Origin of the sequence: Clostridium acetobutylicum ATCC 824 (assembly GCF_000008765.1) — a bacterium.
GTDB lineage: Bacteria > Bacillota > Clostridia > Clostridiales > Clostridiaceae > Clostridium_S > Clostridium_S acetobutylicum.
Window position 1 is genome coordinate 3,506,389 of record NC_003030.1, and the last position, 16,296, is coordinate 3,522,684.

The window sequence follows — 16,296 nt, forward strand, 5'->3', positions numbered from 1 at the left end:
AAATATCAGTCCAATACCTTACATATTAATTCTAGAAATAAAGACTTAGCAATCTCATATTTTCCATTCTATATAAGCTTTTCACTATTACACCAGCTATTTCTCGAATATACAAAAATAATGCCGCTCGAACCTAGTAGGCTCTTTACGGCAAATTTTTTATTATGAACAACAATATTTTCTAGAAAAGCATTTCCCCTGGTTTATATCCATCAGGTAATTCTTCTTCACTTAAAAATTTGAAATTTTCATCACGCAGTATTGGTAAAAATACTTGGTATGGAAGCCTATCAAACTCACAGCTGTAACTGCTGGCTCCAAACCACTTACCTTCCTTGCTGCTCAAATTTAAGTCTCTAGCAAATTTTGTATGATTGGAACAGTCATGCACTGCTAAATCCCAATTTTCTTCATCGGCTATTTTCATTAGCTTAAGAGTTAATTCTCTACTCCAAATTGGAGATATGTAGCCTTGTCTAGAGATATACATGCTTTCTCCATAATAATTACCTATGTTATTCTCATTTAAATGTAGTTCCGCACAGTTAATAAAATCAAGTTTTGTATCTAATATTGCCTGTTTTTTCTCGAAAAAAGCTTCAAAAAGCTCAGGAGTCATTGGAGTCTCGATACCTACATTTTTAATATATTTTTTAGCTATACCAATATTCTTAATAACTTTATCAGAACACTTAGAAGCTCCAAGGTTGAAACGTATCTCGTCAAGACCTGCTTCACCTAATGCTTTTAAAGTTTCTTCTGTAGCTAAAGTACCATTTGTATATAGATGCTGATAAACTTTGGCATCACTAAATTTCTTTACTATAGAATAGTATTTTTCAATTTCCATAAATGGTTCTAAATAAACATAGGATATACCAGTAGGCTTTTTATGGATAGAAAGAAGTAAATCAATATCCTTTTCATAAAACCTTGTGCCCCCAATTTCCCACATATCCTCTCCAATAGGAGCAATATCATCAAGTTCTCCATAATTATAGCAGAACTTACACTCTAAATTGCATTTATTTGTTTTTCTAATGGCACTTAAACCAGTTCCAAGAAGACAAGAACGACATCCTTTAGGAAACTTGCTTTCATTTCCCACAAAAAAAGTTCTATTGTCTAAAGTTTTCAAACTTTTAATTTCTGACATCAATTTATTATTTCTATTATCAATTGCTGCCTCGATTTGTGCAAAGGTAGAATAAATGATTTCTTGTTGCTTTATCATCGGTTCCTCATCCTCTGGCAGCATTGAAAAAAATTCAAACCATGTTAACGCATCTTTTTTTGAAATTTTCATAACATGTCCTCCCTTAGTTAATCCTTATGAATACTTCATACAAATCTTCTTTACGCTTTTTCATATATTCTTCAAAAGAGATACATGAACCTATTTAATTATATACTAATTATGTTGTTTTGTATGTAAATAAAACATGTATTTATTAATAAGCAGCCTAATTTACAAATAAAAAAGAATAGCCACTAAAGCTACTCTAAATTTAAACATTGTTTTTATTTAGTTTTAAAAGCCATTAACTAACAAAATAATATCTTATCTTTCTCTTCTTATAACCTTTTTCCTAACAAATATGCCTGCAGTGGATAGTCCGTCTTTTCAAGGTCTTCTCTTGCGGGGCAGCCTTTCGCTAATAGTTGTCCATAATCTTGCCATTGAAGATATTTGAGTGCCTCAGTATAACTTCCCGCAATACCTTTCATTGCCCATTCTCTACTATTAGTACCTGTTACAATAAGTATAGCCTTTTTATCTGCCCCCCTAAGCATATTATTAATGCTGTAGAAGCGATCTATAGCTATTTTTATTTGAGCTGACATCCCATAATAGTATAGAGGTGTTACAAATGTAATCAAATCAGCCTCTATAAGCTTAGGAAACAATTCCACCATATCATCTTGAAAAACGCATGGTTTCTCTCCACATTTACACTTATTGCACGCAACACAAGGATGTACTTTCTTAAAGGCTGAATCAAAGCGATAAACTTCATGTCCAGCTTCTTTAGCGCCCTCAATAAAGCGCTCGGTAAGTAATGAAGAAGTTCCATCTTTATGAGGACTTCCAGTTAATACTACAATTTTCATAGACTACTCATCCTTTCTCTATTTTTACTCTTTTATTATAGTATAAATATAGAAAAATCAAAGAACGCACTTTTTTGTAACTCTCTATTTATTATATTTGTGATTTCCGTATAATATAGCCTTCTATCTATATATTTTTCATAAAAAGCTCTTTTAAAAAATCAGGAAAATGCGTAATCATACTGTATGTAAATGGAACAGCAACCTTATAACGAGAACTAAGATGCTCCTTCAAAATTATATTACTAATTGTTGTTGCTGTTTCTGTTGGATCAGCCTGCTTCTGCTTTTTTCTATATTTGCTATCCTTTTGATAAAAATAAGAATAGCAAGAATTTAGGTTGGATATAACACTATTTGAATTTTCAGCTAAAGTCTTAAAAAAGTTGGTCTTTATAGGGCCTGGTTCGATAACCGTTGTCTGAATATTATAGCTGCTCAGCTCTAAGCGAAGTGCATCACTTAATGCTTCAACTGCAAACTTTGCTGCACAATAAGCACCATTAATCGGTTGAACAAATTTACCTGAAATTGATCCAATATTTATAATCTTACCAGTTTTTCTCTTTCGCATCTCTGGAATAACCGCCTGAAGCATGTTAATTATACCAAATACATTCACATTAAACATACTTTTCACATCACTTACATTAACCTCTTCCAATGCACCTCTGACTGAATAGCCCGCATTATTCACAAGAATATCAATTTTATGAAAGTTTAACATAACTTCCTTTATTGCTTTATGTACTGATTCTTCTTTAGTTACATCTAAAGGCAGCTTCAAAGCTGCGGGCAAATCCTTTAGATCCTCTACTTTTCTTGCTGTTGCAACCACTGTATATCCTTTATTATATAATATTTTGCAAAGCTCCCTACCAATCCCCGTTGAACATCCAGTAATTAAAACAACTATTTTATTTTCCATAATAACCTCCATCAATATAATTTGGCTACATTATAAATCACTTGGAGATTACTTTCATTATCATTTGTTAATATTTAATTTCCTTCTTATTCTACTAAGTGACACGGGCGTTATCCCTAAATATGAGGCAAGATAACATTGTTTAATACGATTTTCTAACCCTAGCTTCTCAGAAACAAATTGCTTATAACGTTCTATACTACTCAATAATTTAAAACTACTTGCATGTTCTTCCTTTTTAACAAGAACTCTATCAATCATTTTTTTGTAACATAAAAGTAGATTATAATTTCCTTCAACTATTTTCTCAAAATCAGAAATCTTAGCCACAAGAATTTCACTGTCCTCTAATGCTTGTATGCTATACATAGATTCCTTTTGAGATAAGTATGCTGCATAAGAAAACAATGTCTCCCCTTCTGTATGAAAATGCTTTGTTATATCGTTTCCTAGTCTGTCAATATAGTAAGAACGAAAAACTCCTTTAACAATAAATGCCACCTTTATAGAATTATCTCCTTGCTTCAGAAACAGACTATTCTTTTTTAATAGCCTTGTACTAAAAACATCTTTAAGCAAAGAAAGGTTTTTTTCATCAAGAGAAATCGAATTACTCTTCAAAATATTCCACCATAAATTGTCGTATGTATTATTACTCATGATGCATTCCCTCCTCTATTTTATATACTCTCATTCAATATTATATAATAAACAGAACACTATAAAAAAGAGACAGAACTGCTCCTATCCCTTCAACAATAAATATCACATAGAATGTATAGCCTTAAATATTTAATAATCTCGATATATTATCACCTAAAACTGCATTAGCAACATAAGAGTCATTACTCATTTTTTTTATTGCTTCTATTGATAGCTGCAAATCTCCAAATGGCATATCCGTGCCAAAAATACATTTTAATGGAAGTTCATTAATTACTATCTTTAAAACAAATGTAGAAAAATACGCCGAAGTATCGAGATACAGATTTTGGATTTCCTTTGCAAGTTCTACAGCTGTCATCCAATTGCTTCCTCCCATATGCCCTAATATTACAGGCACCTTAGGGAAAGCCTTACACAGTTCAGCAATTTCTTTTATATCCTGTAAAACCAAAGGATTAAATGCATGTATCCAAATTGGCAGACTTCCCGAATCCATAGAATACTTAAAAATAGGCTTTAATGATTTTATCTGCCCACTTGCAGGCGTAAGTTCACCTATACCTACAAGTTTGTTATTTACTATATTTTCTTCAATATATGAGTTAGTATCATTTTCACTTAATCCAACAGGTACGTTACCAAATCCAACATATCTGGATGGATATGCTTGTATAACATTTGTAAGTTCTTTTATAGAATTACGTCTTACATCTATCATAGAATTTGTTTTTCCATTAACTACATCATTTAATTTTTTCATTTCTTTTTTTACATCTCTAAGATTCACTGCCGTTTCTGGGTGTATGGAAGTTGAAAATAATATAGTCTTATCAACACCTGCCTCATCCATTATTTTAATGTGTTTTTCTACTGGCAAAATAACATGTGTATGTCCATCTATAATCATATTTATCTCTCCTTTATATAAATTCACTCTCATTATAACCAACTGTTGAAAAAATGAAAGTATGCACTTTTTTGTGATATACTATCATAAAGGAGAGTGGCATTATTGAATAAACTTTGTTATGTGAACAATAAAGAGCCTTTCGAATACACTTTGTCTATTATCAGCGGTAAATGGAAATTAAAAATCATTTATCTTCTTGCTTGTCTTGGAACCACAAGATATGGTGTTATTAAAAGAAGTATCGATGGAATTACACATAAAATGTTAAGTTCACAGTTGAGAGATTTAGAAAGTAAAAATATCATATCTAGAAAGGAATACCCTCAGATTCCTCCAAAGGTAGAATATTCTCTTACTGAAAAAGGTGAAAGTCTCATTCCACTTATAAAAGACATGTGTGAATGGGGTATAAAAAACATATAACTGTTATTGTATTATAATCAATAATAATCAAAAAGAGCTAGTTATTTAAACTAACTCTTTTATTCTAAAATGTCTAATAAATTTTAGTCGTCCACTCCTCGCAGTTCCAAACATCAGTAACTACATCCTTATAGAATTCAGGCTCATGGCATACCAAAAGAATACTTCCTCTGTACTCCTTAAGCGCCCTTTTAAGCTCATCCTTTGCATCTACATCTAAGTGGTTTGTAGGCTCATCTAGAATTAATATATTTGTCTCATTATTTATAAGCTTGCAAAGCCTTACCTTAGCCTGCTCTCCTCCGCTAAGTACCATAACCTTACTTTCTATATGCTTAGTAGTAAGTCCACATTTCGCAAGGGCTGCTCTAACCTCGTATTGAGTGTATGCAGGGAACTCCTCCCAAACCTCTTCGATACAAGTTTTATCATTTGCCTCTTTTATTTCCTGCTCAAAGTATCCTATATATTGATAATCTCCAAGCTCTACATCTCCTGAAATAGGTTTTATCTTTCCAAGAAGACTTTTTAAAAGAGTAGTTTTTCCAAGTCCATTAGCTCCAACTAAGGCTATTTTCTGACCTCTTTCCATAGTTAAATTTAAAGGCTTTGAAAGAGGACTATCATATCCAACAACTAGGTCTTTAGTTTCAAAAATTAGCTTTCCTGAAGTTCTAGCAGTTTTAAAGTTGAACTCCGGCTTTGGTTTTTCTTGAGTTTTTTCTATTATATCCATTTTATCAAGCTGCTTTTGTCTAGCTCTAGCCATTCCCGTAGTTGCAACCCTTGCCTTATTTCTAGCTACAAAATCCTTTAATTTTGCAATCTCCTGCTGCTGTCTTTCATAAGCTGCTTCAACCTGCTTTTTATTTGCTTCATAAACTCTCATGAAGTTATCATAATCTCCAGCATATCTAGTTAATTTTCTGTTATCTATATGGTATATTACGTTAATAACAGAATTTAAGAATGGTATATCATGAGATATTAAAATAAATGCATTTTCAAAATCATTTAAGTATCTCTTAAGCCATTCAATATGAACTTCATCAAGATAATTAGTAGGCTCGTCCAGTAAAAGTATATCCGGCTTTTGAAGTAAAAGCTTAGCAAGAAGAACCTTTGTCCTCTGACCACCACTTAAATCAGCTACATCCTTATCAAGTCCTATATCTGTAATTCCAAGTCCCTTAGCCACTTCTTCTATTTTCACGTCTATAACATAGAAATCATTATTATCTAAGGTATCTTGTATTGTACCCATTTCATCTAACAATTTTTGAAGTTCGTCTTCCGAAGCTTCTGCCATCTTGTCAGTAATCTCCATCATATTTGCTTCCATATCAAAGAGGTACTTAAAGGCATCCTTTAATACATCTTTTATGGTTTTTCCCTTTTGAAGGCTTGCATGCTGGTCCATGTAACCAACTCTAACATTATTTGACCACTCTATGGTTCCTTCATCAGGCATAAGTTTTCCTGTTATTATGCTCATAAAAGTAGATTTACCTTCTCCATTGGCACCAACTAGTCCAACATGTTCTCCCTTTAAAAGCCTAAAGGATACATCCTCAAAAATAGCTCTATCACCAAAGCCATGGTTTACATTTTTGACATTTAAAATACTCACTTTGACCTCCACAATTTACATTAATAAAATACTCTACATGACTAATAGTTTAAATGAAGCTAGGACATTTTTCAAACTAATTTTTCTACCTCTTTCTGTATATTCTGCATCTTAATATCAGTTTCAGATATCACATCTGCACATTCTTTTAATTCACATCTTATGATTTCAGCATCCGTACCTAGTGTTTTGTAATATAATTTGTGCTCCAAGCTTGCCCAAAAATCCATGGCAATAGTCCTTATTTGAACCTCAACCCTAACAGGTTCAACATGATCAGAAAAGAATATAGGTACCTCAAGAATCATATGAAAACTCCTATACCCATTTGGCTTAGGGTTTTTTATATAATCCTTCTCATTTATGAGCTTTATATCATCTTGATTTTTAAGCATATCTGCAATTTCATAAATATCACTTACAAAAGAACATACAACTCTTATCCCAGCTATATCATTCAAGTTTTCCTTTGCTGAACGAAAGCTTACTTCAAGTCCCTTACGCTCAAGCTTATCCATTATGCTTTTAGGATCTTTAACTCTGTCCTTCATATATTCTATAGGATTTCTTTTTCTTTTTACTTTAAATTCATTATCCAAAATTTCAAGCTTTGTTTTAACTTCTTTTATGGCTGCGCTATATTTCATTATCATCTCTTGCATTTCTTCTATTCTTTCCTCAATATCATATTCAACAATATCGTCGGCGTCTTCCAATTGTGCCATAGTTATCCTCCCTCGGTTTAACCTATCCCAACATAATTAATATATACTTGCATTTAATCACATGATACTACATTTTTTAATTTCATAAAAGTCATTAGAATATTTTTAACAAATACATTATCGTTTTTTTATACATCGTTAATAATTGTCGAACTTCTTATATGAAACTTAACTAAAAAAATATGTTATTATTATATATAATGGAATGGAATATTAACCTTGTAGGTTATAAATCACAATGTTAATATTCTTATATTATATTTTTAATATTGGAGGTCTTTATATGAAAGTATTACTTATCAATGGAAGTCCACATGCTAAAGGTTGTACTTATACTGCTTTAAGTGAAGTGGCAAAAGCCTTAGAAGAAGAAAATATAGAAACGGAAATTTTTCAAATAGGGACTAAGCCTGTTAGAGGATGTATTGGCTGTGGTACTTGCTCAAAAACAGGTTCAGGAAAATGCGTTTTTGATGATGACACTTTAAATGCTGGTCTTGAAAAAGCCAAAACTGCTGACGGATTTATATTCGGCTCTCCTGTACATTATGCTGCTGCTTCAGGTGCTTTGACTTCCTTCTTAGATAGATTTTTCTACGCTGGAAAAGATTTTGCATACAAGCCTGGTGCTGCAATTGTGAGCTGTAGACGTGGTGGTGCTGCTGCTGCTTTTGACCAACTAAATAAGTATTTCACAATTGCAAACATGCCTATAGTATCCTCTCAGTACTGGAATATGGTGCATGGAAATACTCCTGAAGAAGTAAAGCAGGATCTTGAGGGAATGCAAACTATGAGAACTCTTGGAAAAAATATGGCTTGGCTTTTAAAAAGTATACAAGCAGGAAAAGAAGCTGGAGTAAAATTACCGGAAAAAGAACAAACTATTAGAACAAACTTCATACGCTAATTTTTAGCAAAAGCATTAAACCTTATTTGGCTTTAATGCTTTTTTAAACTACAGTTAAATAGGTTATATTTCAAAAAACTTGTAAAAGAGGTGAAAACTTTAGTTATATGCTAAAGGACTATATGATAAATAAAAACACAAAAATAGGCTTTATCGGAACAGGCGTAATGGGAAAAGGTATGATAAAAAACCTATTAAAGGGTGGATACACTGTGCACGTTTATAATAGAACTAAAGAAAAAGCACTGCCTTTAGTTGAAATTGGAGCTGTACTAGAAACATCTATAAAAGAGCTTTCTCAAAGATGCGACGTTATAATAACAATGGTAGGCTATCCTAGCGATGTAGAAGAAGTATACTTTAATGACAATGGAATACTAAATAACCTTAAACCTCAAAGCTATGTTGTAGATATGACAACTTCAAAACCATCTTTAGCAAAAAAAATATACGCTGCCGCAAAGGAAAGGAACATTTTCGCACTTGATGCTCCTGTTTCTGGTGGTGATATTGGTGCTGCTGAAGGGACTCTGTCTATAATGGTTGGTGGAGACAAAGAAGCATTTGATGCTTTAATGCCTATATTTGAGCTTATGGGAAAAAATATAGTACTTCAGGGTTCAGCTGGTTCGGGTCAACATACAAAAATGTGTAACCAAATAGCTATAGCTTCTAACATTATGGGAGTATGTGAAGCTTTATCCTACGCAAAAAAATCTGGCCTTAACGCTGAAACTGTTTTAAAATCCATAGGTGCAGGTGGAGCTGCAAGCTGGCAATTAAGTGCTTATGCTCCAAGAATACTGAAGGGTGATTTTAATCCTGGCTTCTACATTAAACATTTCGTTAAAGATATGAAAATTGCTTTAGAAGAAGCTGATGAAATGGGCCTTAAAACACCAGCTTTAGAACTTTCAAAAAAGCTTTACGATAAGCTTATAAAGGAAGGAAAAGAAGACTTAGGCACTCAAGCTCTTTACCATCTGTACAACGAAGATTAAATTCATAGGGTTTTTCACATAATACTTGTGGAAAACCTTTTTCTTTACCATTAATTATCCACAAAGTATTAACATATCCACGTTTAAGTTCAAAAAATTTTTTGTCTATCTTTACACGAACATATGTTTGATGGTATAATTAATAAAAATTGGAGGTGATTTTGTGGATGTATTTGAAAAACTTGAAATTTTAACTGATGCTGCTAAATATGATGCTTCCTGTACTTCCAGCGGTGTTGATAGAAAATCCAAGTTAGGCGGCATGGGCAGTGCTGAAGCCTGCGGTATATGTCACAGTTTTGCAGGAGATGGACGGTGTATTTCCCTTTTAAAAGTCCTTATGTCTAATGCCTGTATTTACGACTGTCAGTACTGTGTAAATAGAATTTCAAACGATACTCCTCGCGCTTCATTTACACCACGAGAACTAGCGGATCTTACAATGAACTTTTATAGAAGAAATTATATAGAAGGGCTTTTTTTAAGCTCTGGTGTGATGAAAAATCCTGATTATACCTGTGAGCAAATGATTGAAGTTTTAAGGATTTTAAGATACGAATATAATTTTTACGGATACATACATGCTAAAGCAATTCCTGGAGCCGATGATACTTTAATTGATAAGCTTGGTATGCTCTGCGATAGAATGAGCGTTAATATAGAACTTCCATCGCAAAAAAGCCTAAAACTCCTTGCTCCCAATAAATCTAAGCATTCCATACTAAAGCCCATGGGATATATTAAAAATAAAATAAGCGAAAATACTACTGATATAGTAAGATACAGGCATGCTCCTAAATTTGTTCCTGCAGGTCAAAGCACACAAATGATTATAGGCGCTACCCCTGATACGGATTTTCAAATTTTAAATCTTACTGAAAGCCTCTACAGTAAATATAAGCTAAAAAGAGTTTTCTTTTCTGCTTACATGCCAGTTGCCTCAAACCCACTTTTACCATCAGTGGATACTAAGCCTCCTCTTTTGCGAGAACATAGACTTTACCAAGCAGATTGGCTGTTAAGATTCTATGGCTTTAAGGCAACTGAGCTTTTAGATAACAGGCATCAGAGTTTTCACCCGTATATAGATCCAAAATGTAATTGGGCCCTTAATCACATGGAGTTTTTTCCCGTCGATGTTAACAAAGCTCCCTTCAAAGTATTACTTAGAGTTCCTGGTATAGGAGTAAATAGTGCTAGAAGAATTGTAATGACAAGACGAACTGTAAATTTAAACTTTGCTGGATTAAAGAAGCTTGGAGTTGTGTTGAAAAGAGCCCAATATTTTATAACCTGCTGCGGGAAAAGCATGGACGGAATTAAAATATCTCAGGACTCCGTTTTAAGATCTCTGCTATCTGAAAAATCTCTTGATATGTATAAAAATAATGTTCCTATTGAAACACAATATGAACAGCTATCTTTTTTCAATAACAAAGCTCTCTTAAGGGAGGAAATTCAAAAATGCCTAACAGGTCAAATTTAATATATTATTATGATGGCAGCTTTGAAGGCTTAATGTGCTGCGTTTTTGAAAGCTACGAAAAAAATGAAATACCGGTGAACATATTAGTAACAAATAACGCTCAAATGACACTATTTATGGCAAAAGAAGTAGCAACTGATTTAGCTAAAGCTTCGAGAGTAATAAAATCCATCCCTCTAAAGATGGGAGTCAATGCTTTTGATTTTATAAAGAGAGTTTTTTTAACCTGCCTTGAAGACAAGGAACTAAACCTTCTACTTTTTATGCGCCTTGGTTATACATACGGCCCTAAGGTTATGAACATGCTATCCAACGATATAGTACATATTCTATTTAAAGCAGTAACTCACCTAAATAAAGAAAGCCATCTTTTTAAAGGCTTCATACGTTTCTCAGCTTTTAAAGATGGATTAGTTGCACAAATAGAACCGAAAAACTTTATTCTTCCCCTTTTAAGCAGTCACTTTTGTTCAAGGTATCCTGAAGAACATTTTTTAATTCATGATAAAACTCACGATATGGCTCTTATATATAAACCCCATAAAGCCAGTATTATCCCTGTAGAAGACATGAGGCTTCCTGATGTTACAGAAGAAGAAAAGCATTTTAGAAAGCTTTGGAGTCTTTACTACAGAACTGTTGAAATTGAAGGAAGACATAATCCTAAATGCCGTAGAACTAATATGCCTAAGAGATATTGGAAATACCTAACGGAATTTAACTGCGTACAAAATCTTGACTAATTTAAATAGAAACCTTCACCTTGACTTTTTTTCATATATAATGTATTGTTATGTAGACCAGTCATTATAATTAGGAAGTGAATTATTATGAAACACAAAAACGATTCGAGAGAAAAAATTTTAATTGCAGCAGCTCATCTTTTCCAAACCAAAGGCTTTAATGCTACTGGATTAAATGAAATATTAAAAGAAAGTGGTTCCCCAAAAGGTTCCCTTTATTATTACTTTCCAAATGGTAAAGAAGAATTGGCTTTAGAAGCTATAAAGGTTTCTACCCAAAATATTAAAAGCAATTTAATGAGGGATATGGCGGAATATGAAGATCCCATTAAAGCCATTCAGTCAGTTGTTACTCATATAATAAACGACTTGAAAACATATGGAAAACCAAAGGACATTTCACTAAGCCTTTTATCACTAGAGACATATTCCTCCAGCGAAGCTTTAAAAAAAGCATGCAGGGATTCATTCATGGAATTACAGCATATTTACTTTAATAAATTGATTCAAAGTGGAATTAAGGAGGAGACTGCTGAATTTCTAAGCATGACCATACTTACACTACTAGAAGGTTCCATTACTATATCTCTAACACAAGAAAATCAAGAAGCCCTTTTTAATTTTCATAAACAAATAGATTTATTATTGCGTCCTTATTTATTTAAATAAGATGCATTTTTTCGCAGTAATTTATATAGACTGGTCTAATTAATAATTAAGGAGATTACACTACATGGAAGCAAAACAAATTTGTACAGAAACTCCCCCTAAATACAATGTAAAAGGAATTATGTTTACCCTTTTACTTGCTGGCTTTTTATCCCTATTTAATGAAACAGTATTAAATGTAGCATTTCCAACTCTTATGAAGGAAATGAATGTTACTGCACTAACGGTTCAATGGTTAATAACAGGTAATGTTTTAGTAGTTGGAATTCTCGTACCAGTTACGGCTTTTCTACTTCACACCTTCACCACAAAGCAATTATATTTATCTTCGATATTATTCCTTTTATTAGGAACAGTATGTGCTATATTTTCTAAATCTTTCACAGCATTACTTATTTCAAGAATAATTCAAGCATTTGGAACAGGCTTAATAATCCCTCTAATGATGAATTCTTCATTAGCTATAACCCCTCGAGAGAAGCATGGTTCAATTATGGGACTTTGTGCTTCTATACTTACATTAGGCCCTGCTTTAGGCCCTACTGCCTCAGGAATACTTTTGCAATATTTTAGTTGGCATTCTTTGTTTATTGTATTAGTTCCATTTTTAATTCTTTGTATAATCTTAGGTTCAATTTTTCTTGAGAATACTTCAGAAATAACAAAGCCAAAGATTGATTATTTATCTATTGTTTTATCCACTATAGCTTTTGCTGGAGTAATATATTCTATAAGTTCACTAGGTACTTCAAAGCTATCAACTTCTTTAGTTATATTGGCTGTTGGCTTAATTTCATTAATAATATATGTTAAACGTCAATTAACCTTAAGTGCCCCAATACTTGAATTGCGACCTTTTAAGAATCCTGTATTCACTGTTGGTGTGCTATTAATAGCTATTGTGCAATCTTTTCAATTTTCAGCAAATATAATACTTCCAACACTGCTTCAAGATGGATTAAAAACTTCAACCTTTACCTCTGCACTTGTTTTATTTCCAGCAATCCTTGTTTCTGCTATATGCACTCCATTTGTGGGCAAAACTTTTGACAAAATAGGTGGAAGATTATTAATACCATGTGGCTTTGCAATAATATGCGTATTTACCTTTATATTGTCTAGGGCTTCTCTTACAACTTCAGTTTTGACAATAACTCTACTTTACTGTTGCATAATGTTTGGACAATCAATGACAATGTCAACTAGCCAAACTACCTCTTTAAGTGTACTACCAAATAAAACTCGAGCTGATGGTGTGGCTATAGTAAACACTGCAATGCAGCTTGCAGGAGCTTTAGGTTCTTCTGTGTACGTTGGCCTCATGACTTCTTTCCAAACAAAATATTTAACATCACATCCTGGAAGTTCTAGAGCTGCCCTATACAGTGGATTTAATGGTTCTATCCTCATTGCTGCAATTGTAATAGGTGTAGGTTTTTTACTGTCTCTTTACTTATCTATTAAATCTAAAAAAGTAAAATAATAAAAAACGAGGATTTACATATCCTCGTTTTTATTATTTATCTTTTCCGTTATATTCAAAATCGCATTCCTCAAGCGGAACTAGCTTAGTTTTCTTAATGTATTTATATGCTATATATAGTGCTATAAATATAGGAATACAAATGTAATTACTTATAAAATCAAACCAACTGAACTTTGGAGCCTGAAATATCCATATGTTAGCTCCAAATATTATTACTACGCATAACACTATTGCCATAATAGGACCATAAGGATAAAACTTAGCCTTAAACTTCAAGTCCTTTAAATCTCTTCCTTGCGCTACATAAGCTTTTCTAAACCTGTAATGACAGATTCCTATACCAAGCCATGCAAACAATGCTGTTATTCCAGATGCATTGTATAAAACATAGTATATCTTTCCTTCACCAATAAGTGATGACAAAAATGCAGAGGATGCAACTAAAGTTGTTGCATATAACGCATTCATAGGTACACCTTGCTTGTTTACCTTTGCTAAAAACTTAGGTGCTTTTCCTTCTTTTGCAAGAGAATATAGCATACGTGATGATACATAAAGTCCTGAGTTTCCGCAAGAAAGTACTGAGGTTAAAATTACAGCATTCATAGCACTTGCCGCAAAAGCTATTCCACACTTTGCAAATACCATTGTAAATGGACTATATGCTATATTATTAACTCCACTTTTTAATAGATTCTTGTCATTAAAAGGAACTAGAAAGCCTATTATTATAATTGCACAAATATAAAATAGTAGTATACGCCAAAAAACAGATTTAATTGCCTTTGGGACGTTTTCCTCAGGATTTTCTGTTTCTCCAGCTGCAAGTCCAACTATTTCTGTACCTGAAAACGAAAAGCCTGCAACTAAAAAAACATTTATAATTGCTGCTATTCCACCTACAAACGGTGCTCTCGAACCATTTCCCGATATAACCCAATTTTTAAAACCAGGTGAATCATTTCCCATAATTCCAAATATCATAAGTACTCCAACTATGATAAATATGATTATAGTAACTACCTTAATACTTGAAAACCAATATTCGCTTTCTCCATAAGCTTTAGCAGAAAGAATATTTAGTATAAAAATTACAAGTAAAAATCCTATGCTCCAAATGGTTGTATTAGTATGAGGAAACCAAAACTTCACTATAAGTGATCCTGCAACTAATTCCGATGCCACACATATGGACCAAGAAAACCAGTAGTTCCAGCCAAGAGTAAATCCAAGTGCTGGATCTACAAATCTAGTAGCATAGGTTTCAAAAGAACCCGAAATAGGTAATAGTGTTGACATTTCTCCTAGTGACATCATTAGTACATAAACTAGAATTCCCGTGATTATATATGCAAGAAGCGCTCCTCCTGGTCCTGCTGTGCTTATTGCACTTCCACTTGCAAAAAAAAGTCCAGTTCCAACAGAGCCTCCTATTGCGATCATATTCATATGCCTTGCCGTCAGTGTTCTCTTAAGCTCATTCTTTTGTTCTTTTTTAGACGTCATTTCCATCCCTCATAATCTGTTATAATATTATTTACTTTAATATATTACCACACTATCATGAATAAACAATACATTATATAATAATATTTAGTATATTTATTCATACAGAGGAGGTTTTTTCATGTCAAATCCAATTAAAAGTATATTAGATGATTTTCCGGTAGTTATTCTAGATGGGGCTCTTGCCACCGAATTAGAAAAAAGAGGCTGCAACTTAAACGACTCGCTTTGGTCAGCAAAAATTCTTGCAAACAACCCTGAAATAATAGAAAATGTCCATTACGACTATTTTGTTTCTGGCTCTGATTGTGCTATAACTTCAAGCTATCAAGCTACAATAGATGGTTTTATGAAAAACGGCTTTCCTCGGGATAAAGCAAAAGATCTTATAAGAAACTCAGTTGCTATCGCTAAAAAGGCTAGAGATAGATTTTGGGGCAACCCTACAAACAGACGCAATAGAGCAAAACCTTTTATAGCAGGTTCTGTGGGCCCTTATGGTGCTTACCTTGCAGATGGTTCCGAGTACAGGGGAGATTATAAAATAGATGAAAACGCACTAATTAAATTTCACAAATCTAATGTTAAGCTTTTGATAGAAGCTGGTGCTGATATTTTAGCTTGTGAGACAATTCCAAACCTAACTGAAGCCAGAGCCATAGTTAAACTTCTTGAAGAATTTCCTGGTGTATATGCCTGGATAAGCTTTAGCTGTAAAAACGATTATGAGATAAGTGATGGCACTCCTATTTTTGAATGTGCTAAAGTTTTAAACTCCTGTAAAAATATTGCTGCTATTGGAGTAAATTGTACTTCTCCTAAGTACATAAATTCACTTATAAAGGAAATTAAAAAGGCATCTGATAAACCTATAATTGTTTATCCAAATTCGGGCGAGGAATACGATGCTAACACAAAAACTTGGCATGGTGCTTCTTCAAGCAATGCTTTTAGTATAAGCGCTAAAGAGTGGTTTGAAAATGGAGCTAGTGTTATAGGTGGCTGTTGCAGAACTACCCCTAGCGATATCAATGCAACATACAAAATTTTAAAAAATATAGATTAATACAAAAAAACTTATACACTTAGCGGTATAAGTTT

Annotated in this window: 16 protein-coding genes; 8 read left to right on the top strand and 8 right to left on the bottom strand. The window is 33.0% G+C overall.

The genetic code is table 11. The features are described from left to right. Window positions 1-181: 181 nt before the first annotated feature. The 5 genes from CA_RS17155 to CA_RS17175 form a co-directional block, all read right to left on the bottom strand. Window positions 182-1,306, bottom strand: coding sequence for a radical SAM protein (locus CA_RS17155; RefSeq protein ID WP_010966605.1), 1,125 nt, complete (start codon window positions 1,304-1,306; stop codon window positions 182-184). Between the two features lie 269 nt (window positions 1,307-1,575). Continuing rightward, window positions 1,576-2,112 (bottom strand): flavodoxin family protein, encoded by a 537-nt coding sequence (locus CA_RS17160; RefSeq protein WP_010966606.1) that lies wholly within the window; start codon window positions 2,110-2,112, stop codon window positions 1,576-1,578. Between the two features lie 127 nt (window positions 2,113-2,239). Next, complete coding sequence (locus CA_RS17165; protein ID WP_010966607.1) at window positions 2,240-3,040, bottom strand: SDR family oxidoreductase; 801 nt, start codon at window positions 3,038-3,040, stop codon at window positions 2,240-2,242. 60 nt (window positions 3,041-3,100) lie between these two features. Further along, window positions 3,101-3,700 (bottom strand): Crp/Fnr family transcriptional regulator, encoded by a 600-nt coding sequence (locus CA_RS17170; protein WP_010966608.1) that lies wholly within the window; start codon window positions 3,698-3,700, stop codon window positions 3,101-3,103. Between the two features lie 124 nt (window positions 3,701-3,824). Then, window positions 3,825-4,613 (bottom strand): amidohydrolase family protein, encoded by a 789-nt coding sequence (locus tag CA_RS17175; RefSeq protein ID WP_010966609.1) that lies wholly within the window; start codon window positions 4,611-4,613, stop codon window positions 3,825-3,827. A gap of 105 nt (window positions 4,614-4,718) precedes the next feature. On the opposite strand from CA_RS17175, the gene CA_RS17180 reads away from it, so the two are divergent. Further along, window positions 4,719-5,039 (top strand): winged helix-turn-helix transcriptional regulator, encoded by a 321-nt coding sequence (locus CA_RS17180; protein ID WP_010966610.1) that lies wholly within the window; start codon window positions 4,719-4,721, stop codon window positions 5,037-5,039. Between the two features lie 73 nt (window positions 5,040-5,112). Here CA_RS17180 and CA_RS17185 read toward each other — a convergent pair whose 3' ends face one another. Next, window positions 5,113-6,669: an ABC-F family ATP-binding cassette domain-containing protein gene (locus CA_RS17185; RefSeq protein WP_010966611.1), complete on the bottom strand. Its 1,557-nt coding sequence runs from the start codon at window positions 6,667-6,669 to the stop codon at window positions 5,113-5,115. A gap of 71 nt (window positions 6,670-6,740) precedes the next feature. Then, window positions 6,741-7,394 carry a GTP pyrophosphokinase gene (locus CA_RS17190; protein ID WP_010966612.1) on the bottom strand — a complete coding sequence of 218 codons (654 nt, stop codon included), beginning with the start codon at window positions 7,392-7,394 and terminating at the stop codon, window positions 6,741-6,743. 283 nt (window positions 7,395-7,677) lie between these two features. Between CA_RS17190 and CA_RS17195 the strand changes: the two genes are divergently transcribed. From CA_RS17195 to CA_RS17220, 6 genes are all read left to right on the top strand, one after another. After that, window positions 7,678-8,304, top strand: coding sequence for a flavodoxin family protein (locus CA_RS17195; protein WP_010966613.1), 627 nt, complete (start codon window positions 7,678-7,680; stop codon window positions 8,302-8,304). Window positions 8,305-8,426: 122 nt separating this feature from the next. After that, on the top strand, window positions 8,427-9,305 hold the full coding sequence (locus CA_RS17200; RefSeq protein WP_010966614.1) for an NAD(P)-dependent oxidoreductase: 879 nt from the start codon (window positions 8,427-8,429) through the stop codon (window positions 9,303-9,305). Between the two features lie 163 nt (window positions 9,306-9,468). Beyond that, window positions 9,469-10,791 (top strand): putative DNA modification/repair radical SAM protein, encoded by a 1,323-nt coding sequence (locus CA_RS17205; protein WP_010966615.1) that lies wholly within the window; start codon window positions 9,469-9,471, stop codon window positions 10,789-10,791. Beyond that, window positions 10,770-11,534, top strand: a complete 765-nt coding sequence (locus CA_RS17210) for a TIGR03915 family putative DNA repair protein (protein WP_010966616.1) — start codon at window positions 10,770-10,772, stop codon at window positions 11,532-11,534. The genes CA_RS17205 and CA_RS17210 overlap by 22 nt, the downstream gene beginning before the upstream one ends. An 87-nt stretch (window positions 11,535-11,621) precedes the next feature. Beyond that, complete coding sequence (locus CA_RS17215; RefSeq protein ID WP_010966617.1) at window positions 11,622-12,203, top strand: TetR/AcrR family transcriptional regulator; 582 nt, start codon at window positions 11,622-11,624, stop codon at window positions 12,201-12,203. A gap of 64 nt (window positions 12,204-12,267) precedes the next feature. Next, window positions 12,268-13,686 carry an MDR family MFS transporter gene (locus tag CA_RS17220; RefSeq protein ID WP_010966618.1) on the top strand — a complete coding sequence of 473 codons (1,419 nt, stop codon included), beginning with the start codon at window positions 12,268-12,270 and terminating at the stop codon, window positions 13,684-13,686. A 33-nt stretch (window positions 13,687-13,719) separates the two neighbouring features. Here CA_RS17220 and CA_RS17225 read toward each other — a convergent pair whose 3' ends face one another. Then, the gene (locus CA_RS17225; RefSeq protein WP_197736828.1) at window positions 13,720-15,201 is read right to left on the bottom strand and encodes an amino acid permease; all 1,482 of its coding nucleotides are present in this window, start codon (window positions 15,199-15,201) and stop codon (window positions 13,720-13,722) included. Between the two features lie 115 nt (window positions 15,202-15,316). Here CA_RS17225 and mmuM point away from each other — a divergent pair, with 115 nt between their 5' ends. Then, window positions 15,317-16,261: a homocysteine S-methyltransferase gene (gene mmuM, locus CA_RS17230; protein ID WP_010966620.1), complete on the top strand. Its 945-nt coding sequence runs from the start codon at window positions 15,317-15,319 to the stop codon at window positions 16,259-16,261. Window positions 16,262-16,296 lie beyond the last annotated feature (35 nt).